Raw genomic sequence first — 22,313 nt, 5'->3', positions numbered from 1 at the left:
GGCGTTGGCTTTGGATGAGTTGAGCAAGCGAAGCGTAGCGTAGCACAACCCTGACGGATGTCGGCGTGCCCCGCGGAGGCCGGCGGCGCGTAGCCGGGTTCGCTCCGGCCGCCCTCAATTCCGACGCCGGTGGGCGCGATCTCCCATTGACAGGCTGCCTGTTGTGATAGAATTATAACACAATAAGTTGTAAAAATAACAAGATGTCATCATCGCATCAGCGTTTCGCGCGGGCGACGGGAGGAAAATGGAATTGTCCGGTTCGATCGCGGCAGAGCCTCGGCCGTCGACGTCGCTTTTGATGGTCGGTGGCATCAACAAGCGCTTTGGCGGCGTGCGGGCGCTGCGTGACGTCAACCTCGAGGTCCGTGCCGGCGAGGTGCATGCCCTATTGGGTGAGAACGGGGCCGGAAAATCCACGCTGATCAAGATCCTCAGCGGTGTTCATGCGGCCGACAGCGGCACCATCGAGATCGCCGGCAAACCTGTGACGTTCGACAGTCCGGCACGGTCGCGCGAGGCGGGGATCGCGGTCGTCTATCAGGACCTCAGCCTCGTCGAATCGCTGAGCGTCGCCGACAATCTGCTGCTCGGCCGCGAGCCGCGCGCGCGGTTCGGCTTTGTCAGGAAGCGCGAACTGATGGCCAGGGCCGAAGCGTTCCTGGGCGAGCTCGGTATTCCCCTGGATACCAAAGCTGCGGTCGGCTCGCTTCCGTTCGCCTATCGCCAGATGACGGAGATCGCCAAGGCGCTGATGGGCGAGGTGCGGCTGCTGATCCTCGATGAGCCGACCTCCTCGCTGACCTCGGATGAGGTCCGCATCCTGTTCGATGCGATCGGCAAGGCGACGCGCCGCGGCGTCGGCGTGATCTATGTGACGCACCGGCTCAACGAGGTCTTCGAGATCTCGCAGCGCGTCACGGTGCTGCGCGATGGCGCCAACGCCGGCACCTTCGTCACCGCCGAGACCGACATGAAGCGGCTGGTGAACGCCATCATCGGCACCGATCGCCTGGCGCCTGCGGCGTCGCGCGCCGAGCCCGCAGCAGCGCGTGCGCTCGATCCGTCGCCGGTGCTGTCGCTGTCTGATGTGTCCAACGACCGGCTGTCGGCCGTCGACTTGTCGGTGACGAAGGGTGAGATCCACGGTCTTGCCGGATTGATCGGGAGCGGGCGCACGGAGATTCTGGAGACGATCTTCGGACTTCGGCCGGTCGAGCGCGGCGCATTCGAGATCGAGGGCCGCCCTTGGCTGCCGAAGAGCCCGGCCGATGCGATCGACCAGGGCGTCGCGCTGGTGCCGGAAGATCGGCACGTGCAGGGCCTGGTGCTGGACCATTCGATCGAGCGCAACATCACATTGCCGCGGATCCCGCATTTCTCGCGCTGGGGCTTCATGCAGCAGCGCGCCGCCATCAGGCGCGCGGACACCGCGGTCGCGAGGCTTTCGGTGAAGGCGCAGGGCGCCTCCAGCCTGGTCAGGACATTGTCCGGCGGCAACCAGCAGAAGGTCGTGTTCGGGAAATGGAATGATCCGCGGCCGCGAGTCCTGCTGCTCGACGAGCCGACGGTCGGCGTCGATGTGGGCGCCCGCGAGGAAATCTACGGCGTGATCCGCAACGCCGCCCGCGACGGCAGCGGCGTGCTGGTCGTCTCGTCCGATCTCGTCGAACTGATCGAGCTCTGCGACCGCATCTCCGTGATCGTCGATGGACGCGTGGCGCGAACGCTGAAGCGCGGAGAGATCGTCGATGCCGAAGAGCTGCATCATCTCCTGCAGATCTACCAGGCTTCCCGACAAGGCGTATTGCAAGAGCAGCCCGCATGACTGAACTGACCGCGCCCAATGTCGCCACCGCGCCGACCCGATCCGACCGGCGGCGCAAGCTGCTGCAGAACCTGCTGCGGGGCGAGCGGCCCTACATGCTGTACATCGCCTTCGTGGTGCTGCTGGTGGTGTTCAGCCTGTCCTCGCCCTGGTTCCTGTCGGTCGACAATTTCCTGAACATCGGACGCCAGACCACGCTCGTCTCGATCATCGCGGTCGGTATGACCTTCGTGATCATCGCGCGCCAGATCGATCTGTCGGTCGCATCGACATTGGCCCTGTCCGGCATGGCCGCGGCGCTGGCGATGAGCCAGATCAGCAACAGCTGGATGGTCGGCGCCGCCGCCGGGCTCGGCACTGGCGCGTTGGTCGGATTGCTCAACGGCATCCTGACCACGCAGCTCTCAATTCCATCCTTCCTGGTGACGCTGGGATCGCTGAGCATGGCGCGCGGTTTGGCGATGATGGTGACCAACACCAAGCCTGTCATCATCACCAACGAGACCTATTTCGCGATCTTCGGCGAAGGCACGTTCTTAGGCATCCCCGTTCCGATCGCCTGGACGCTGGTGGCGATGATCGTCGGCATCCTGCTGCTGCACTACAACGTGTTCGGCCGCCGCATCTATGCCGTCGGCGGCAATCCGACCGCGGCGCTCTATTCCGGCATCAACACCAAATGGGTGACGACCGCGGCCTTCGTGCTGACCGGCGCGCTGGCTGGGCTTGCGGCGCTGGTGCTGTCCGCGCGCTCGCATGCCGCGCGGCCCGATGTTGTGCAGGGGATGGAGCTCGACGTCATCGCCGCCGTGATCCTCGGCGGTTGCAGCCTGTTCGGCGGCCGCGGCTACATCCTGGGAACGCTGTTCGGCAGCCTGATCATCGGCACGCTCAACAACGGCCTCGTGCTGCTCGGCGTCAGCTCGCCGATGCAGCTCGTCATCAAGGGAGCGATCATCGTGGCGGCGGTCGCCTTCACGAAACGCTAGCGCATGATCCTTCGCGACAACGCTGAACGCGTTTGCGCGGAGATCATGCCCAACACGAGTTGGATGCAGCGCATGGGACGCAAGTCACTGCGCTGCAAGGGTAGGGGCAAGGTCGCCGGCCTCCGGTCAATCGGCGACCAAACACGGGAGGAAACAATGAAGCCAATCTTGCGACAAACCCTGCCGCTGACCGCGCTGATCGCGGCGACGGCCATTTCGATCGCCCCCTCGGCCCGCGCCGAAGTGCCGGCAACCTGCGTCAAGGGCGTCGATCTCGCGACCCTTGGACCGAAATCGATCGTCGGCCAGGGGCCACATGGCGAGAAGGCAGCCTCGCCCGAAGTGCTTGCACTGTCGGACGCCGATGCCGCCAAGGTCAAGGAGAAGCATTTCAAGGTCGGCATCTCGATGCAGACCGTCAACCTCGACTGGGCGCAGCTGCAGATCCAGGGCATCACCGACACGCTAAAGAAGTACGGCGTGACGGTGACCGGCGTCGCGTCCGCTGAATATCAGGTCGACAAGCAGATCGCCGATATCGAGAACACCATCCAGCAGCATCCGGACGGCATTATCTCGATCCCGGTCGATTTCACCGCGACCGCGCCGACCTACAAGAAGGTCGCCAAGGCCGGTATCAAGCTGGTGCTGATGGACAGCATTCCAACCGGCCTCAAGCATCCCGAGGAATATGCCTCGATGATTTCGGCGGACAATCTGGGCAACGGGCAGATCGCAGCGCAGATCCTGGCGTCCTGCATGGCGCAGGGCGCCACCATCGGCCTCGTCAATTTCGGCGTCGACTATTTCAGCACCAACGAGCGCACCAAGGGCGTTCGCGAGTGGATGCAGAAGAACCGGCCCGACATCAAGATGAAGCAGGTCGATTTCACCGACCCGCCGAAGGTGTCGCAGATTGCGGGCGATTTCCTCACCGGCAATCCTGACGTCAAGGGCGTGTTCGCGGTCTGGGATCAGCCGGCGCTCGATACGCTGAGCTCGATGCGCGCGCAGGGCATCGACATTCCGGTCACGACCGTCGATCTCGGCCTGCAATCGGCGATCGAGATCGCCAAGGGCGGACCGCTGAAGGCGACCGGCTCGCAGCGTCCCTATGATCAGGGCGTCGCGGAAGCGATGGCCATGATGAACGCGCTGCTTGGCAAGGAAACGCCGGCGTGGGTCGGCGTGCAGTCGCTGCCGGTGACGCAGTCGAACGTGCTGGAATCCTACAAGACGGTGTTCAAGAAGGAGCCGCCGCCGGAACTGACCGACGCTTGCAACAAGGCGAAGCCGGCCTGCAACTGATCTTTGGCCAGCGATGCGCGGTGTCGCAACGGCGTGCATCGTGGACGAAGCTGACCCGGGCGAGCCAGCCCCCGCCCGGGTCAGAATGTTTTCGAGCGAAGGCTACGCGCTCGCTTCACCTCTCCCCATTGGGGAGAGGTCGATTTGCGGAGCAAATCGGGTGAGGGCGCGCAGCTCTAACGAGGGACCGCAACCCCTCACCCGGCGCTACGCGCCGACCTCTCCCAAGGGAGAGGTGAACCTCGATCCGGTTCAACCTATCGCATCACGTTAGGTAGCGCTGGTCACATATTCGACGGGAAGGCTGCGGAAGTGCTTGCGCATGTCCGATGAGGCCGCGCCGCCGACGATGATCCGCGAGAACGCGCCGATATCCGAGAAGAATGCCGATTTGAGACTGCCGAGCTTGCTCGCGTCGATCACCAGGATGCTCTCCATCGCGGTTTCGATGACGGCCTGCTTGACGGCGACTTCGTGAAAGTTCGAGCAGCTCGCGCCGCGGGTCCAGTGCACGCCGCCGGCGGAAATGAAGGCCTTGTTGATCCCGAGCCGCCGCAGATAGGACAGGCCGTCGTCCGACGCAAAGGACTGCGATGAGGGATGATAGAGCCCGCCCATCAGCATCACCTGCGTGCCGGGCCGGCGCGTCACGATCGACGCCACGTTCATCGAATAGCAGATCACCGAGAGCGGCAGATCCTCGGGCAGGCAGTCCGCCAGCGATTGCATCGTGGTGCCGCAATCGATGAAGATCGTGTCGCCTTCCTTGATCGAGGCGGCGGCGGCCCGGCAGGCAAGCCGCTTGTCCTGGGTGTGCTGGTCGATCTCCTGCTCGAACGTGTACTTGATCCCGGTCGGCGATGCCGCGTTGACGACGTAGCCGCCGAGCAGGGCGAGGGCGGCCTCTGGACCGGCAAGGTCGCGCCGCACCGTCATTTCGGAGACCTTCAGGAGCTCGGCGGCGTCCTTCAGGTGCAGCGCGCCACTCGATTCAACGGCGCGGCGCAGCCTCTGCAGGCGCTGGACGCGTGTCTCGCTTGGTCGTGCGTTCGGGGTTTCAGCCATTTTGATCGCCGAGCTTGCTTATCCGATTGACAATGATCTTACAATGTTGTGAGTTTATCAACGTCGATTTGTTACAATAATAACATCTGGTCTGCTGGCTCATCTCGCGTCGGGGCGATGTCGCTCCTCGGCAGGTGGCAAGCCCAGCGGCAAGGTCAGGGGAGGATCACATGTTGCGATCGACACATTCAGTCTATCTGGCGACCTCGCCGATTCGCTAGGACCGCACGGCGCTTCCATGACGCAGAGCGTCTTCATCCAGAATCCGTCCGCATTGACCGCGCTGCCGTCTTCCCCGGTCGGCGAGCGTCCGCACCAGCTCGCGCGCAACAGCGGCCGCGCGCTCGATTTGGATTGGATCGACGAAATCAGGATCAATCTGTCGGCCGCCGAACGGCGGGTCGCGAGCCTGCCGGGCCGTCGCACGGTCAAGAAAGACGCGCAGGCGGCGTGGCTGCTCAAGGCGATCACCTGCATCGACCTGACGACGCTCAATGGCGACGATACGACCGAACGGGTGAAGCGCCTCTGCGCCAAGGCCAGGGCGCCCGTGCGCGGCGACCTTCTCGAGCGGCTCGGCTTTGCCGGGCGCGAGCTGCATACCGGCGCGGTCTGTGTTTACCACCGGTTCGTCGGCACGGCCGTCGAAGCGCTCGCTGGATCGGGCATCCCGGTCGCTGCGGTCTCGACCGGATTCCCGGCGGGGCTGATCCCCCACGAACTGAAGCTGAAGGAGATCGAGGCGTCGGTGCGCGACGGCGCCAAGGAGATCGACATCGTCATCACGCGCGAGCATGTGCTGACCGGCGACTGGCGGGCGCTTTACGCCGAGGTCCAGGATTTCCGCGCCGTCTGCGACGACGCACATCTGAAGACGATCCTGGCGACCGGCGACCTCAAGACGTTGCGCAATGTCGCCAAGGCATCGATGGTCTGCATGATGGCCGGTGCCGACTTCATCAAGACCTCGACCGGCAAGGAAGGCGTCAACGCCACGCTGCCGGTGACGCTGGCGATGCTGCGGATGATCCGCGTCTATCAGGAGCGCACCGGCTTCAAGATCGGCTTCAAGCCGGCCGGCGGAATCTCGACTGCAAAGGACGTGCTCAACTATCAGTTCCTGATGAAAGAGGAACTGGGACGCGACTGGCTCGAGCCGGATCTGTTCCGCATCGGCGCCTCCAGCCTGCTTGCCGATATCGAGCGGCAGCTCGAGCATCACGTGACCGGCCACTATTCGGCCTTCAATCGCCACCCCGTGGGATGAGACTCCAGCGATGAGCGTCGCAAATTATTTCGAGACCATGGAGTATGGCCCTGCGCCCGAGGCGGACGGCGAGGCGCGCGCCTGGCTGGCGCGGCACGGCGCCACGTTCGGGCATTTCATCGCCGGCAAGTTCACGGCGCCGCATGCGGGCAAGCACCTCACCACGATCGAGCCCGCCACCGGCAAGGCGCTGGCGCGCATCGCACAGGGCGCGGCTGCCGACGTCGACGCGGCGGTCCACGCCGCGCGCACCGCGCAGGTTGCGTGGGCAAAGCTTGGCGGTCACGGCCGCGCGCGTCATCTCTACACCTTGGCGCGCATGCTGCAGCGTCACGCCCGGCTGTTCGCCGTGCTGGAGGCGATCGACAACGGCAAGCCGATCCGCGAAACCCGCGATCTCGACGTGCCGCTTGCCGCGCGCCATTTCTACTATCACGCCGGCTGGGCGCAGTTGCAGGAGCGGGAATTCGCCGATCAGGTGCCGATCGGCGTGATCGGGCAGATCATCCCGTGGAATTTCCCGCTGCTGATGCTGGCCTGGAAGATCGCGCCGGCGCTCGCCGCCGGCAATACGGTGGTGCTGAAGCCGGCGGAATTCACTTCGCTCACCGCGCTGCTGTTCGCCGAACTCTCGGCCGAGGCCGGCCTGCCGCCGGGCGTGCTGAACGTCGTGACCGGCGATGGCGCGACCGGCGCGTTGCTGGTCGCAAGTCCCGTCGACAAGGTCGCGTTCACCGGATCGACCGAGGTCGGACGGCTGATCCGTCAGACGACTGCAGGCACCGGAAAATCGCTGACGCTCGAACTCGGTGGCAAATCGCCGTTCATCGTGTTCGATGACGCCGACATCGATGGCGCGGTGGAAGGCGTGGTCGATGCGATCTGGTTCAACCAGGGTCAGGTCTGTTGCGCCGGATCGCGGCTGCTGCTGCAGGAGGGGATTGCGGAGACCTTCCGCAGGCGCCTGATCCGCCGCATGTCGACGCTTCGGGTCGGCATGCCGCTCGACAAGGCGATCGACATGGGCGCGGTGGTAGCCCCAGTGCAGCTCGAGCGGATCAAGACGCTGGTCGAGACCGGCGTGAAGGAAGGCGCCGAGAAATATCAGACGCCGGGCGCGATGCCGGCGGAGGGATGCTTCTATCCGCCGACACTGCTCTGGAACGTGCATCCGTCCTCGACGGTTGCGACTGAGGAGATCTTCGGTCCGGTCCTGGTTGCGATGACGTTCCGCACGCCCGACGAGGCTGTGATGCTCGCCAACAACACGCGCTACGGCCTTGCCGCGAGCGTGTGGAGCGAGACGATTGGTCTTGCGCTCGACATCGCGCCGAAGCTGCTGGCCGGCGTGGTCTGGATCAACGCCACCAATCTGTTCGACGCCAGCGTCGGTTTCGGCGGCTATCGTGAGTCCGGCTTCGGCCGCGAGGGCGGCCGCGAAGGCATGGTTGAATATCTGAAGCCGAAGGCCTGGAGTGGGCGCAAGGCGCGGCCCAAGGCATCGCCGCTGCCGATTGCGTCCGGCGCCAGCGCTGGATTCGACGTGCCGCCGATCGATCGGACCGCAAAGCTGTTCGTCGGCGGCAAGCAGGTCCGCCCGGACGGCAATTATTCGCGCGCGGTGCTGTCGCCAAAGGGCCGGCGTCTCGGCGAAGCCGGCGAGGGCAATCGCAAGGATATCCGCAATGCGGTGGCCGCGGCGCGCTCAGCCGAATCGTGGGCGCGGGCGACGGCGCATAATCGCGCCCAGATCCTTTATTACCTTGCCGAGAATCTTTCCGCGCGCGGCGACGAGTTCGCCCGCTGTATCGCCGACATGACAGGCATAACGGCGGCAAAGGCGCGTACGGAAGTCGATGCGAGCATCGAGCGGCTGTTCAGCTATGGCGCCTGGGCCGATAAATTCGAGGGATCCATCCACGCGCCGCCGCTGCGCGGCGTGGCGCTCGCGATGCACGAGCCGATCGGCGTGGTCGGTGTCGCCTGTCCGGACGAAGCGCCGCTGCTCGCCTTCATCAGCCTGGTGGCGCCGCTGGTTGCGATGGGCAACCGGGTCGTCGCCGTGCCGAGCGAGCGGCACCCGCTCGCCGCCACCGATTTCTACCAGGTGCTCGAGACGTCGGACGTGCCGGCCGGCGTCGTCAACATCGTCACCGGCGATCGCGGCGAACTGGTCAAGGTGCTCGCCGAGCACGACGATGTCGACGCGCTCTGGGCATTCGGATCGCAGGACGCCTCGGCGGCCGCCGAGCGTCTGTCGATCGGCAACCTCAAGCGGACGCTGGTCGATCACGGTCTCGCGCTTGACTGGTACGACAAGGCCGCGAGCGAGGGTCCGATCCTGCTGCGCCATGCCGTGCAGGTGAAGAACATCTGGATTCCGTATGGCGACTAGAGCGTTTTCGAGCGAAGTGGGACCGGTTCGTGTGCAGAAAACGCGTCAAAACTAGAAGCTAGCGACGTCATCTTGCGGTGATATCGGTGGGGACCCGGACCGTCAGAGTCCGGCGATTTTGAAGACGAGGGAGGGACGCAACATGCTCAAGGGCATCAATCCACTGCTCAATGCCGACGTGCTCTATGCCCTGCGGGCGATGGGGCACGGCGATCGCCTGGTGGTGTGCGACACCAATTTTCCGGCCGACTCGATCGCGCGGCAGACCGCGCTTGGCAAGCTGCTGCGCATCGACAATGTGAGCGCCGCCAAGGCGGTCGAAGCCGTGCTCTCGGTGATGCCGCTCGATACCTTCGTCGACGATGCCGCGAGCCGCATGGAGATTGTCGGCCAGCCGCAGGAGGTGCCACCCGTGCAGCGCGAGGTGCAGGCCGCGATCGATCACGCCGAGGGACGATCCTGGCCGCTGGTCGGCGTCGAGCGCCATGCGTTCTACGAGAAGGCCAAGACGGCCTATTGCGTGATCGCAACCGGCGAGCGCCGTTTCTACGGCTGTTTCCTGTTCAGCAAGGGCGTCATCGCGCCGGACGGGGAGTGACGACATGAGCAAGAATGGCGTCGCCGTCCTCGGCGTCTTCGTCGTTGACCTCGCGTTCCGCGCCGGCAACATGCCGGCGATCGGCGAGACGATCGCCGGATCGGGCTTTGCCATGGGACCCGGCGGCAAGGGATCCAATCAGGCTGTCGCGGCGGCGCGGGCCGGTGCCAGCGTGAGCTTCATCTCGCGGATCGGCAGCGACGCCTTCGGCGAGCTTGCGGTCAAGACCTGGGAGGCCGAGGGAATCCGGCCGCGTGTGGCGAGGACGGCGGACGCGCCGACCGGTGCGGCTTTCATCTACGTCCACGAGACGCGGGGCGACAACGCGATCATCGTGGTGCCGGGCGCGGCGGGCGGCATCAGCCCGGCCGATGTCGACACTGTCGCGGACGCCATTCGTGACTCCAGCGTGTTCGTGACGCAGCTCGAGCAGCCGGTCGATGCGGCATTCAGAGGGCTCGAGATCGCGCGCGCCGCCGGCAGCATCACGGTGTTCAATCCGGCGCCGGCGATCAAGTTCGACGCTGGCCTGTTTGCGCTGTGCGATTATGTCGTCCCCAACGAGACCGAGGCCGAAGCGCTGACCGGGATCGCGGTCGGCGATCTCGCCGGCGCCCGACGTGCCGGCGATGCGTTGCTGGCGAAAGGCGCCGGCACGGCGCTGATCACGCTCGGCGAGCGCGGTGCCTTGTTTCATGCGCGAGACCGTTCGCTGCACGTGCCGCCGTTCGCGGCCGGCAAGGTGGTCGAAACCACCGGCGCGGGTGATGCCTTCGTCGGCGGCTTCGCGGCGGCGCTCGCGGACGGTGCCGATCCGCTCGAGGCTGCACGCTTCGGTTCGGCCACGGCCGGAATTTCCGTCACGCGTCCCGGGACAGCGCCCGCAATGCCGCAGCGTGCCGAGATCGAAGCGCTGCTGAAGGGATGATGCTGCGATGATGCGGAATGATCCGATCAAGCATGTCTTCATCTGGCCGGCGGTGCTTGTCGTGCTGGCGATCTCGATCTTTCCGCTGATCTATTCGCTGACCACGAGCTTCCTCAGCTATCGCCTGATTCCGCCGATCCCGCCGCGGGTGGTCTGGCTCGGCAATTATGCGACGCTGTTGCAGGAGCCGCGGTTCTGGAGTGCGCTCTTCACGACGACGCTGATCGCCTTCATCGCCGTAGGGCTGCAATACGCGATCGGTTTCGGCGTCGCGCTGGCGCTGAACGCGCGCGTGCCGGGCGAGCGGCTGTTTCGCGTCGCCCTGCTGCTGCCGATGCTGCTGGCGCCGGTGGCGGTCGCGCTGGTGGCGCGCATGATGTTCAACCCGACCATGGGGCCGCTCAACCAGTTCCTGTCGAAGTTCGGTCTGGTCAATCTGCCCTTCCTCACCAATGGACATTGGGCACTCGCCTGCATCATCGCGGTCGAGGTCTGGCAATGGACGCCGTTCGTCATCCTGATGATGCTGGCCGGCCTGCAAACGCTTCCCGAAGATGTTTATGAGGCTGCCGAGCTGGAGAATGCCAGTGCCTGGCAGCAGTTCTGGGGGATCACCTTTCCGATGATGCTGCCGATCTCGGCCGCGGTCGTCTTCATCCGCCTGATCGAGAGCTACAAGATCATGGACACGGTGTTCGTGATGACGGGCGGCGGGCCGGGCGTCGACACCGAGACGCTGACGCTGTTCGCCTATCAGGAAGGCTTCAAGAAGTTCAATCTCGGCTACACCTCGGCGCTCAGCTTCCTGTTCCTGATCGCGATTACGATCATCGGCGTCACCTATCTGGCGCTGCTGCGGCCGCATCTGGAGAAGCGCCGATGAGCGGACAGGGCTTGACCGGACTGTCGCAATGGAGCCGCCGGCTGGTTACGGTTGGCGTTCTCGCCTGGTGCCTGATCACGGTGTTTCCGCTCTATTGGGTGGTCGTGACCGCGTTCAAGACGCCGCCGGGCGTCGTCGGCGGGCCGACCTACCTGCCGTTCATCGACTTCACGCCGACCCTGCAGCCCTTCATCGATCTCTATCAGGGGATCCGCGGCGAGTTCTTCCGCACCTTCCTGAACTCGACCATCGTCGGCCTGTCGGCGGCTGCGATCGCCACCGCGATCGGCGCGATGGCGGCCTATGCGCTGGTGCGGTTCGAGTTCAAGGTAAGGCTTGGCGCGGGCCTCGTGTTCTTCCTTCTCGCGCTCGGCGGCTATCTGCTATTCAACGCGACGTTCGGATTTACCCGCTCGCAGGCGCTTCTGCTCGCCTTTCCGATCGCGCTGATCGCGGCCGTCGTCGCCAATCGCCTGCCGTTGCCCGGACCGATCCTCGGCAATGAGGACATCCTGTTCTGGTTCGTCAGCCAGCGCATGTTTCCGCCGATCGTCACGGCCTTCGCGCTGTATCTGCTCTACAGCGAGATCGGCCGGCTGGGTTTCCAGCTCATCGACAGCTATGTCGGCCTGACGCTGTGCTACGTCGCCTTCTCGCTGCCGATCGTGGTCTGGCTGATGCGAGACTTCTTCGAAGCTATCCCGATCGAGGTCGAGGAAGCCGCGATGGTCGACAACGTGCCGAGCTGGCGCATCTTCATCGGCATCGTGGTGCCGATGTCGATGAACGGGCTGCTGGCGACGTTCATGATCACGCTGGCCTTCGTCTGGAACGAGTTTCTGTTCGCGCTGTTCCTGACCAATTCCAGATGGCAGACGCTGCCCATCCTGGTGGCGGGACAGAACAGTCAGCGCGGCGACGAATGGTGGGCGATATCGGCTGCCGCGCTGGTCGCCATCGTTCCCATGATGATCATGGCGGGCCTGCTCAGCCGGATGATGCGGTCGGGCCTGCTGCTCGGGGCCATCAAATAGCAAAAACTTTGTAGGGAGGACTAAACGATGTTGCGACGGACGTTCCTGATACTGACTACCTCGCTCGCGATGGCCTGCGCCGCGAGCCAGGCGAACGCTGCCTGTAGTCCGGATTACACCGGCGTCACCCTGACGGTGGCGTCGCAGACCGGACCGTATATCGCGTCCGCGCTCAAGCTCGGCGCCGACGAATGGGCCAAGAAGACCTGCGGCAAGGTCAATGTCGTCGAGTTTCCCTGGTCCGAGCTCTATCCGAAGATCGCGACCTCGCTGACGGCGTCGGACGCGACGTTCGACCTCGTCAGTTTCGCGCCGGCCTGGCTGCCGGACTTCGTGCCTTATCTGAGCGAGATGCCCAAGGAGATGCAGTCCGGCAAGGACTGGGACGATATCGAGCCGGCCTATCGTGAACGCCTGATGGTGTGGGAAGGCAAGATCTACTCGCAATCGATGGACGGCGACGTCCACACTTATACGTACCGCACCGACCTGTTCAGCGATCCCAAGGAGAAGGACGCGTTCAAGGCCAAGTACGGCTACGACCTCGCGCCGCCGAAGACCTGGAAGCAGTATCTCGACATTGCGGAGTTCTTCCAGCGGCCCGACAAGGGCCTGTGGGGCACGGCGGAAGCCTTCCGTCGCGGCGGTCAGCAGTTCTGGTTCTTCTTCAGCCACGCGGCGGCTTACGCCAACAATCCGAACTATCCGGGTGCGATGTTCTTCGATCCCGAGACCATGGACGCGCAGATCAACAATCCGGGCTGGGTGAAGGGGCTCGAGGAATACATCCGCGCCTCGAAGCTCGGGCCGCCCAACGCGCTGAACTTCTCGTTCGGCGAGGTGAACGCAGCGGTCGCGGGCGGCCAGGTCGCGGAATCGATCGGCTGGGGCGACACCGGCGTCATCGCCGCCGACCCGAAGCAGTCGAAGATCTCGGGCAAGGTCGGCTCGGCGATGCTGCCTGGCTCGGACGAGATCTGGAACGCCAAGACCAAGAAGTGGGACAAGTTCCCGAGCGTGCTGCCGGGTCCGTTCATGGCATTCGGCGGCTGGCAGATCGCGGTGCCGAAGGCCGGCAAGAACCAGAAGGCGGCGTGGGACTTCGTCAAGACGCTGACCAGCCCCGAGGTGTCGGGGCAAGCGGCGATCACCGGCGGCAGCGGCGTCAATCCCTATCGCAAATCGCACACCGCCAATCTGCAACTGTGGAGCAAGATCTTCTCGCCGGAAGAAGCCAAGGAGTATCTCGGCGCGCAATCGGACTCCATCAACGCCAAGAACGTCGCGCTCGACATGCGTTTGCCCGGCTATTTCTCCTATACCGAGGTCGTGGAGATCGAGCTCGGCAAGGCGCTGGCCGGCCAGACCACGCCGCAGGCAGCGCTCGACGCGATGGCGAAAGAGTGGAACAGGCTGACCGACGAGTTCGGCCGGGCCAAGCAACTCGCGGCCTATCGCGCGGCGATGGGCCTGCCGCCGAAGAACTAGCCTTCAACCGAGACATCCCGGATGATGCGCGCGCGTCATCCGGGATTTTGACTAGCCGTTGACGCAGGGACGGAAAAGGATTCCATGGCGCACGTCGAGATCGAGAACGTCAGCAAGGCATACGGGCCCTACAAGATCATCGAAGGGCTCGACCTCAAGGTGGCCGACGAGGAGTTTGTCGTGTTGGTCGGCCCGTCCGGCTGCGGCAAGACCACGACGTTGCGCATGATCGCGGGACTGGAGGCGGCCACCAGCGGAACCATCCGCATCGGCAACCGCGACGTGACGCAGTTGCGCCCGGGCTTGCGCAACTGCGCGATGGTGTTCCAGAATTACGCGCTCTATCCGCATATGACGGTCGCCGAGAACATCGGCTACGGCATGAAGGTGCGGGGCGAGCGGCGCGCCAGCATCGACAAGGCCGTGGGTGACGTGGCGCGCGTCCTCGACCTCGAGCAATATTTGCAGCGCCGGCCGAAGCAGCTTTCCGGCGGACAGCGCCAGCGCGTCGCGATCGGCCGCGCCATCGTGCGCAGCCCGGACGTATTCCTGTTCGACGAGCCATTGTCCAATCTCGACGCCAAGCTCCGCATCGAGATGCGGACCGAGATCAAGGCGCTGCATCGCCGTCTCGCCAAGACGATCGTCTATGTCACGCACGACCAGGTCGAGGCCATGACGATGGCCGACCGCGTCGTGGTGATGAATAAGGGCCGGATCGAGCAGGCAGCCGATCCGATCACGATCTACGAGAAGCCCAGCAATCTCTTCGTCGCAGGCTTCATGGGCGCGCCCAGCATGAACTTCATCCATGGCGAGATCACAGCCCGCGATGGCGCGCTTACCTTCACCGAGCCGTCGGGCACGGCGTTGCGTGTGCCGAAGTCGCGGGAGGCTGCCTATGCGGGCAGCGTCGGCAAGCCCGTGGTGCTCGGCGTGCGGCCCGATCACGTGTTGCGCGAAGGCGCGCCGGCGGGCTCGTCCATCCGCATCCTTGTGAAGGACGTGGAGCCGCTCGGGCCGCACACGCTCGTGATCGGAACCGTCGGCGCATTCGCGTTCACGGCGCAAATGCCGGTCGGCGTCGCCGCCGAGCCGGATCAATTCATCGACGTCGCGCTCGACCTCGAGCGCACGCATCTGTTCGACAAGGCGTCCGGGATGGCGATTTGCTGATCTGCCGGAGTGGTAGACAACCGCCTGCTTAGCCGCAGAATCCCCGGGCTCGGCGCACCGTGTCGGACGGATACAGGCCGAATGCCGAGCGGTACACCGCTGCAAACCGGCCCATATGCGTAAAGCCCCACTTCAGCGCAACTTCGCTGACCGGAAGCAGATTTTCAGGTCGCGACAGTTCATCGTGGATCGCCTCTAGCCGAACTTGTCGCAAATAGGCGGCCGGCGTCGTGCCGTGAATTTTGCGGAAGCCCAATTGCAGCAGCCGGCTGCTGACGCCGACCGTCGCGGCTATGTCCGATATCGTCAACGGCAGATGGGGATTGGCCCGCATATAATCGACAGCCCGCCTGATGTAACGCGGCGGCGCATCCAGCGGGTGGCGGTTCAACCGGTCGCTCAGCCGATGCGGGACGTTCTCAAGGATGAGCTGTATCGTGGCCTCGGACAGCAGCGCGCTGGCTTTTGGTGAGCGCGCCAGGGTCCCGTCATACAGACCGGTCGCGCTGGTACGAACGAGCTGAAGCAGCGTCTGCCCGGCCCCGGTCGACAAGCCGACGATGGGCGTCAAATTGAGATCTTCGAGCGCTGCGCTCCCGAATGTCGCGGACAACACCTTCGAAACGATGCCCGTATGTAGGGTAAGCGTTACGCTTGAGTATCGTCCATCGACCGCTTCGACGCGCTGCGCCTGCATCGTCGGGAGGGGGACGACGGCGATCTCCGACGGGGTTCGCTCGACGCTCTTGCCCGCAATGAGCGTCTCGGCCCTGCCGGCATTCAGCAGTCCTATTGCGAGTTCTCCAGCAGAGCCCTCGTAGGAGTAGCGCCAATCCCAGCCTGCAGAGAGGTCCGCCCGTACGACGTCAATCTCTGCGCTAATTGCAATATCCGCATGCCAACGAAACGATTGATTGGGCTGCAGCGGGGAGTGGGCGCTGATCCCGTGCGGTCTGAGCATTTCAAGGAGTTCTTCAAACGAAGAGCCCGATCGCGTGGGAGCTGCAGCGAGTACGTCTTCGACCATCAAATCCTGACCAATTGCTGTGCGCTAAGTGACCCGATCCATCAGACCGGGGGGTAGCCATCCCCTCTGAGACGTCTGCCACACGCACAAACCGCACGGTCACCCTAACACAGCCTTGGGGAAATCAGGTCGCGTTCCCTTTTTCGCCTCGCTCGATATCCAATTGCCGAACGGGATATCCAGATCGCGACACCGAGTAACGAAAAGTAAGATTTGATTCAATTCGCCGCCTCGAGCGTCTCCGTTGATGTCACGCGTGCTGCGGTGCTGGCGTTTCAGAATACCAGCGAGCGCGGCTGCGCACGCTACCGGTCATGCTAGCCAAAATCCGAATGCATCCATCCGGAATGCGATGGCGTCCATGGACTCATAGCCCATTTGGCCTAAATCGTCCGGACCAACTCAAACGGGTTATGAAAGCATGCTTACAAGGATTACTTGCGTATTCGCGCTCACGGTTCTTTCGTCCATACCTGCGCTGGCCGATGGTTGCGCAGATCACGTCCAGAGCACCGGCGTTCCCATGGTTACGGGTATGACGCACAAGACCTGGATGATCTTCCCATCGGTCAATCCCGCTGCCGCTCTCGACAAGGTGTCCCGCGCCGTCCTGGCGGAGGGTTTTGTCGGTGTGAACGTCGACAAGAAGCTTGGCACGCTGACCGTTCAGCAGGAGACCACCGGATCCGGCAGGCCACAAACGTTGCAGGTCGTCGTCCGCAAGGACGGCAAGGGCAGCCGCGTCGATGCGACCTTCATCCTGCCGCCGGGACAGTTGGCTCCGGGTGTCGGCGACAACCTCTGCCGCGTCGTGAACGCAGCCGGCCAATGAACTCCGCCCATTTGTGAAGCAGGCTGACGCGCGAATTGTAACCGGCCGTGCGTGTCCGGGTGTCGTCCGGTCCGGGACCGGACGAGCCCATCCATGTTGAGGGAATCAGGACGCAGGTGCCGGCCTGCGCCCACAGCAAATGAAGCAGGAGATATGATGCGTAGGGCTCGCTTTTTGAAAGTCGTTTTGACGGCCACCACCGGCGTTATGATGTTTTCCGTCTCCGCAATCTCGGCTCCGCTACAGCACGGTGCCGGTGTTGCGGCCGCAGCGCCGGCCGTGACCGAGAAGGTCTGGTGCCGCTACGGGAACTGCGATGGCGGCGCTGCGGTCGGCGGACTGGTCGGCGGCCTCATCGGCGGCGTCATCGCGGCCGGCGCGGCCAACGCGGCTGCCCAGCAGGAAGCTGCCGCCGCCCAGCAGCACGCGACGTCCTGCGCCCAGCGCTATCGCTCGTACGACCCGGCGTCTAATACCTTCCAGGCCAAGGACGGCCGGCGCTATCCTTGCCAGTAAGCGTTTGAGATGCAGCCGCGCCTGCTCCGGCCGCTGAGCCGGGGCAGGCGTTCGAACGCCCGGGGCAGAACGGAGCCTCTGCCCGAGAATCGAGCAAGATATTTGGCTGAATCGGTTCCCGCCCTGGGGCTGGATGCGCGGATCGAGGGGGCTTGACCGGAAATCGCGGGGCAGGCCGCTGACGGCCGCTTCTGACGCGATTGCTTTCCATGTTATCACCTGATCCGTCGAAACTGCGTTCGAGCACGACCTGCCGAACCTACGAGCCTGGATCTTGATGATGTTGTCGCTTCCCAAGACAAAAATACGCGTGCTGCTGCTGGAGGGCGTGAACGATTCCGCGGTCCGGATGTTCGAGGCGAACGGCTATACCGAGCTGCAACGTCTGCCCAAGGCGCTGGGGCCGAAAGACCTCAGGCAGGCGCTGTCGGGCATCCATATGCTGGGAATTCGGTCGCGGACCCAGTTGACCGCGGAAATCCTCGAGGCTGCCGACCGGCTGCTGGTCGTCGGTTGCTTTTCGGTCGGCACCAATCAGGTGGATCTCGACGCCGCGCGGAAGCTCGGAATCCCCGTATTCAATGCACCATACTCCAACACCCGCAGCGTGGCGGAGCTGACCATCGCCGAGATCGTCATGCTGTTCCGCCGGATCTTTCCGCGGTCGGTCTCCGCACACGGCGGCGGCTGGGACAAGTCCGCCGAAGGCAGCCGCGAGGTGCGCGGCAAGACGCTCGGCATCGTCGGCTACGGCAATATCGGCTCGCAGCTGTCGAACCTTGCGGAAGCGATGGGTATGCGCGTGATCTATTTCGATCACACCGACAAGCTGCGTCACGGCAATACCGAGCCGGTCGATACCCTCGACGAGCTGCTTGCGGCCAGCGACGTCGTGTCGCTGCACGTGCCGGAGACGCCGGCCACCGCCAACATGATTGGCGCGGCCCAGCTTCGGCTGATGAAGCCCGAGGCCTATTTGATCAACAACTCACGCGGCACGGTGGTCGATCTCGATGCGCTGGCGGCGGCCTTGCGTGAGGACCGGCTGGCGGGTGCCGCGGTCGACGTGTTTCCGGTCGAACCGGTCTCGAACGAGGCGCGCTTCGTCTCGCCGCTGCAGGGGCTCCCCAATGTCATCCTGACGCCGCACGTCGGCGGTTCGACCGAGGAAGCACAGGATCGCATCGGCGGCGAAGTTGCGCGCAAGCTGATCGATTATTCCGACGTCGGATCGACCCTCGGCGCGGTCAATTTTCCGCAGGTGCAATTGCCGGCGCGACCGACCGGCACCCGGTTCATCCATGTTCATCGCAACGTTCCCGGCGTCATGCGCCAGGTCAACGACGCACTCTCCCGGCACGGGATCAACATCCTGGCGCAGTATCTGCAGACCGATCCGGAAGTCGGCTATGTCGTGCTCGAGACCGACGTGGTCGGCGGCGAGGGCGAGGCGCTCCTGGCCGATCTGAAAGACATCGACGGCACCATCCGCGCGCGGGTGCTGTATGACCAGAACCGGCCGCAGGGGTGATCGACTGCGTCAATCGGCCGAGAAGCCGAACGGCACGCTCGAGGTTCTGAAATCGTCGGGAAGAATCTCGCGTCCGATCGGCGGCGCCGATCGTGCCGCGCATCGCGGGCGATGACAGACCCGGCAGGCGACGCCGATCGGTGTCGGCTCATCGGAGTTCGGCCCCTGTCCGTCGCGCGTGTAGATCAGCTGGCCCGCATGCTCGGCCGCGCAGCCGATCGCGATCGCACGCTCGACGCGGATGGCGCCGAACGCGCCGCCGCCGGCGGTCACGGTGCGGGCGATCGAGAAGAACCGCTGTCCGTCGGGCAATTCCAGCCATTGCGTGACGATCTGGCGCGGCGTTTTGAAGATGTCGTGGACCGACCACAGCGGGCAGGCGCCGCCGTGCTTTGCGAACGGGAAGCCGGCACCGTCGAGCAGCTTGGAGATGTTGCCGGCCGGATCGACGCGGATCAGGAAGAACGGCACCTTCTCGAGGCCCGGCCGCTGCAAGGTCGTGACGCGGTGCGCTGTCTGCTCGAAGCTGGTGCCGAATTGACGCGCCAGCGCCTCGAGATCGTAACGACGCGCCTCGACGGCTTTCGCAAACACGGAGTACGGCATGATGAGCGCGGCCGCGGCATAGGCTGCAAGTGCGCGGCGGGCCAGCAGCTCGGCGCTCTTGCTGGTGAACTTGCCGTCTTCCACCGCCGCACCGATCTCGCCTTCCAGTTCCAGATAGGCGAGTTGCTTGGCGAGCTGGAAATTGAGGCCTGCGGTATCGAGCGAGTCCTCGAGCAGCAGTTGTCTGCGATGCATATCCAGTCGCCTGACCGAGCCGAGCATGACGTTCGGTGGCAGATAGCGGACCTGGAGCTTGTGACGCTCGCGAAGCCGCTCGATGAATCCGGCCGGTCCGGCCGGTTCGTGGACGAGACGCTCGGCGGCATCGTCGAGGTTGGCGAAATTGTTGCGGCGCGCGGCGAGGAATCGCCTGACTTCCGCGACCGGATCGTTGGCGTCGAAGTTCTCACCCGGGAGCAAGGCGGCACCCGCCAGGTCCGGGGCCCGTCGCTCCGCGAGCGCCAGCTGCTCTTCACGATAGGCCGTGTAGAGGCGCAGGAACGCTTCGGTCATTCCGGGATAGCTGACCGCGAGGTCGCTGACCTCGAGCGTCGGGATGTCGATGTCGGCAAACATCGGCTCCTTCAAGACGGACTGCATGCGCGCGGTGTGATCGGCGCCGCCGTCGCCGGCGAGATCGGCCAGATCAATCTTGTAGGTGCGGGCCAGTCGAAGCAGCATATCCGCCGTCACTGGCCGCTGGTTCCGTTCCAGCAGCGCGACATAGGGGGCCGAGATTTCGAGATCGGCGGCCATATCCGCCTGGGTCAGCCCGAGGTCCCGCCGCAGCCGGCGCAGCCGCGGGCCCATGAAAACGGAACGGGCGCTTGAGGTTACCATCGCCTAATCCATGTCTATGTAATATTCTTACAACGATACAACGGTTTCTTGTAAGTTATGACAAGTTTTCCGCGCCAGGTCTAGCTCCCAACGCCGCCAGGCGTCACAAACGGTGCAGTTATTTCGTCACCGAAGGGATCACGGACATGAACTTCCAACCGCGCGGGATCAGCGATCCGGCTATCCAGGGACCGGCTTCGTATCAGAGCGAGATTGAGGCGGCCGAAGCGCTCCTCAAGACCAAGGACACCTGGAACGGCGTCACCGCCGAAGCCGTGGCGCGCATGCGCCTGCAGAACCGCTTCAAGACCGGTCTGGATGTCGCCCGGTACACGGCTGCGCTGATGCGCGCCGACATGGCCGCCTATGACGCCGACAGCACCAAGTACACCCAGTCGCTCGGCTGCTGGCACGGCTTCATCGCCCAGCAGAAGCTGATCTCGGTCAAAAAGCACTTCGGCAACACCGACCGCCGTTACCTCTATCTCTCCGGCTGGATGATTGCGGCGCTGCGCTCCGAATTCGGTCCGCTGCCCGACCAGTCGATGCACGAGAAGACTTCGGTGCCGGCGCTGATCGAAGAGCTCTACACCTTCCTGCGTCAGGCGGACTCGCGTGAGCTCAACGATATCTTCCGCGCGCTCGATGCGGCCCGCAAGGAAGGCGACAAGGCCAAGGAAAAGGCGCTGATCGAGAAGATCGACAACTTCCAGACCCACGTCGTGCCTGTGATCGCCGACATCGACGCCGGTTTCGGCAATGCCGAGGCGACCTATCTGCTCGCCAAGAAGATGATCGAGGCGGGCGCCTGCGCGCTGCAGATCGAGAACCAGGTCTCCGACGAGAAGCAGTGCGGTCACCAGGACGGCAAGGTCACCGTGCCGCACGAGGTGTTCATCGCGAAGATCCGCGCCTGCCGCCATGCGTTCCTGGAGCTCGGCGTCGAAGACGGCATCATCGTGACCCGTACCGACTCGCTCGGTGCCGGCCTGACCCAGCAGATCGCCGTGAGCCACAAGCCCGGCGACCTCGGCGACCAGTACAACAGCTTCCTCGATTGCGAGGAAGTGACGGCTGCCAACGCGCGCAACGGCGACGTCATCATCAACCAGAACGGCAAGATGATGCGTCCGAAGCGTCTGCCCAGCAACCTCTACCAGTTCCGTCCCGGCACCGGTGCGGATCGCTGCGTGCTCGACTGCATCACCTCGCTGCAGAACGGCGCCGACTTGCTCTGGATCGAGACCGAGAAGCCGCATATCGAGCAGATCGCTTCGATGGTCGACCGCATCCGCAAGGTCATTCCGAACGCGAAGCTGGCGTACAACAACTCGCCGTCGTTCAACTGGACGATCAACTTCCGTTGGCAGGTCTACGACGCGATGAAGGAAGCCGGCAAGGATGTCAGCAAGTACAACCGTGCCGAGCTGATGAAGCCGGAATACGACGAGACGCCGCTGGCGATCGAAGCCGACGAGCGCATTCGCACCTTCCAGGCGGATTCGGCCAAGCGTGCCGGCATCTTCCACCATCTGATCACGTTGCCGACCTATCACACGGCGGCGCTGTCGACCGACAATCTCGCGAAGGAGTATTTCGGCGAGCAGGGCATGCTGGGCTACGTCAAGAACGTGCAGCGCGCGGAGATCCGTCAGGGCATCGCCTGCGCCAAGCATCAGAACATGGCGGGCTCCGACATCGGCGACGATCACAAGGAGTACTTCGCCGGTGAGGCCGCCCTCAAGGCGGGTGGCGCCCACAACACGATGAACCAGTTCGGCTAATCGCTCGAACGGATCAAGATATCGGCGGACAGGCGGGATTGCGAGGCAGTCCCGCCTGTTCGTCGTTTGGCGGGGCGATTTCGACCACGGTGACGCGGTCGAGATCGCCCCACAACGTTTTGCAAGGCGCTTTTTCCCGTCCTCCGCCCACTCGTAGAGGCTCACGCATTCGACGCGCGCGTGGTATTGCGTCGCTGCGATCGTGAGGGGCCTGCCAC

At 64.2% G+C, this 22,313-nt stretch carries 18 protein-coding genes; 15 read left to right on the top strand and 3 right to left on the bottom strand.

What is annotated here, in order from left to right:
• Positions 1 to 247: 247 nt before the first annotated feature.
• The 3 genes from QMZ05_RS22185 (at position 248) to QMZ05_RS22175 (ending at position 4,125) form a co-directional block, all read left to right on the top strand.
• A complete protein-coding gene (locus tag QMZ05_RS22185; RefSeq protein WP_353702670.1) occupies positions 248 to 1,828 on the top strand; it encodes a sugar ABC transporter ATP-binding protein in 1,581 nt (526 codons plus the stop codon).
• A complete protein-coding gene (locus tag QMZ05_RS22180; protein WP_353702669.1) occupies positions 1,825 to 2,817 on the top strand; it encodes an ABC transporter permease in 993 nt (330 codons plus the stop codon). Before QMZ05_RS22185 ends, QMZ05_RS22180 begins: the two co-directional genes overlap by 4 nt.
• Before the next feature lie 156 nt (positions 2,818 to 2,973).
• Positions 2,974 to 4,125 carry a substrate-binding domain-containing protein gene (locus tag QMZ05_RS22175; RefSeq protein WP_353702668.1) on the top strand — a complete coding sequence of 384 codons (1,152 nt, stop codon included), beginning with the start codon at positions 2,974 to 2,976 and terminating at the stop codon, positions 4,123 to 4,125.
• Between the two features lie 270 nt (positions 4,126 to 4,395).
• Here the strand turns inward: QMZ05_RS22175 and QMZ05_RS22170 are convergent, their stop codons facing one another.
• The gene (locus QMZ05_RS22170) at positions 4,396 to 5,190 is read right to left on the bottom strand and encodes a DeoR/GlpR family DNA-binding transcription regulator (RefSeq protein WP_353702667.1); all 795 of its coding nucleotides are present in this window, start codon (positions 5,188 to 5,190) and stop codon (positions 4,396 to 4,398) included.
• 238 nt (positions 5,191 to 5,428) lie between these two features.
• Here QMZ05_RS22170 and deoC point away from each other — a divergent pair, with 238 nt between their 5' ends.
• The 8 genes from deoC to ugpC all read left to right on the top strand — a co-directional run bounded on the left by deoC (position 5,429) and on the right by ugpC (position 14,959).
• Positions 5,429 to 6,457, top strand: coding sequence for a deoxyribose-phosphate aldolase (gene deoC, locus QMZ05_RS22165; RefSeq protein ID WP_353702666.1), 1,029 nt, complete (start codon positions 5,429 to 5,431; stop codon positions 6,455 to 6,457).
• A 10-nt stretch (positions 6,458 to 6,467) separates the two neighbouring features.
• The gene (locus tag QMZ05_RS22160; protein ID WP_353702665.1) at positions 6,468 to 8,852 is read left to right on the top strand and encodes an aldehyde dehydrogenase family protein; all 2,385 of its coding nucleotides are present in this window, start codon (positions 6,468 to 6,470) and stop codon (positions 8,850 to 8,852) included.
• A 142-nt stretch (positions 8,853 to 8,994) separates the two neighbouring features.
• Positions 8,995 to 9,450, top strand: a complete 456-nt coding sequence (locus QMZ05_RS22155; RefSeq protein WP_353702664.1) for an RbsD/FucU family protein — start codon at positions 8,995 to 8,997, stop codon at positions 9,448 to 9,450.
• 4 nt (positions 9,451 to 9,454) lie between these two features.
• Positions 9,455 to 10,378, top strand: coding sequence for a ribokinase (gene rbsK, locus QMZ05_RS22150; RefSeq protein ID WP_353702663.1), 924 nt, complete (start codon positions 9,455 to 9,457; stop codon positions 10,376 to 10,378).
• A gap of 7 nt (positions 10,379 to 10,385) precedes the next feature.
• On the top strand, positions 10,386 to 11,261 hold the full coding sequence (locus tag QMZ05_RS22145) for a sugar ABC transporter permease (protein ID WP_021076112.1): 876 nt from the start codon (positions 10,386 to 10,388) through the stop codon (positions 11,259 to 11,261).
• Positions 11,258 to 12,295, top strand: a complete 1,038-nt coding sequence (locus QMZ05_RS22140) for a carbohydrate ABC transporter permease (RefSeq protein WP_353702662.1) — start codon at positions 11,258 to 11,260, stop codon at positions 12,293 to 12,295. Before QMZ05_RS22145 ends, QMZ05_RS22140 begins: the two co-directional genes overlap by 4 nt.
• Positions 12,296 to 12,364: 69 nt before the next feature.
• Positions 12,365 to 13,783, top strand: a complete 1,419-nt coding sequence (locus QMZ05_RS22135) for an extracellular solute-binding protein (protein ID WP_353702690.1) — start codon at positions 12,365 to 12,367, stop codon at positions 13,781 to 13,783.
• An 84-nt stretch (positions 13,784 to 13,867) separates the two neighbouring features.
• Positions 13,868 to 14,959 (top strand): sn-glycerol-3-phosphate ABC transporter ATP-binding protein UgpC, encoded by a 1,092-nt coding sequence (gene ugpC / locus QMZ05_RS22130; RefSeq protein WP_353702661.1) that lies wholly within the window; start codon positions 13,868 to 13,870, stop codon positions 14,957 to 14,959.
• A gap of 28 nt (positions 14,960 to 14,987) precedes the next feature.
• Here ugpC and QMZ05_RS22125 read toward each other — a convergent pair whose 3' ends face one another.
• Positions 14,988 to 15,986, bottom strand: a complete 999-nt coding sequence (locus QMZ05_RS22125; RefSeq protein WP_353702660.1) for an AraC family transcriptional regulator — start codon at positions 15,984 to 15,986, stop codon at positions 14,988 to 14,990.
• 535 nt (positions 15,987 to 16,521) lie between these two features.
• On the opposite strand from QMZ05_RS22125, the gene QMZ05_RS22120 reads away from it, so the two are divergent.
• From QMZ05_RS22120 to serA, 3 genes are all read left to right on the top strand, one after another.
• Positions 16,522 to 16,818, top strand: a complete 297-nt coding sequence (locus tag QMZ05_RS22120; protein WP_245321058.1) for a hypothetical protein — start codon at positions 16,522 to 16,524, stop codon at positions 16,816 to 16,818.
• A 210-nt stretch (positions 16,819 to 17,028) separates the two neighbouring features.
• Positions 17,029 to 17,334 (top strand): BA14K family protein, encoded by a 306-nt coding sequence (locus tag QMZ05_RS22115; protein WP_245321057.1) that lies wholly within the window; start codon positions 17,029 to 17,031, stop codon positions 17,332 to 17,334.
• A 277-nt stretch (positions 17,335 to 17,611) separates the two neighbouring features.
• Entirely contained in the window at positions 17,612 to 18,865 is a 1,254-nt protein-coding gene (serA, locus tag QMZ05_RS22110) for a phosphoglycerate dehydrogenase (RefSeq protein WP_353702659.1), read from the top strand.
• A 9-nt stretch (positions 18,866 to 18,874) separates the two neighbouring features.
• Here serA and QMZ05_RS22105 read toward each other — a convergent pair whose 3' ends face one another.
• Entirely contained in the window at positions 18,875 to 20,311 is a 1,437-nt protein-coding gene (locus QMZ05_RS22105; RefSeq protein ID WP_353702658.1) for a short-chain fatty acyl-CoA regulator family protein, read from the bottom strand.
• 146 nt (positions 20,312 to 20,457) lie between these two features.
• On the opposite strand from QMZ05_RS22105, the gene QMZ05_RS22100 reads away from it, so the two are divergent.
• Entirely contained in the window at positions 20,458 to 22,095 is a 1,638-nt protein-coding gene (locus QMZ05_RS22100) for an isocitrate lyase (RefSeq protein WP_353702657.1), read from the top strand.
• Positions 22,096 to 22,313 lie beyond the last annotated feature (218 nt).

The organism is Bradyrhizobium sp. INPA03-11B, assembly GCF_040446015.1.
Taxonomy (GTDB): domain Bacteria; phylum Pseudomonadota; class Alphaproteobacteria; order Rhizobiales; family Xanthobacteraceae; genus Bradyrhizobium; species Bradyrhizobium macuxiense_A.
This window is presented reverse-complemented; position numbering and strand designations above follow the sequence as displayed.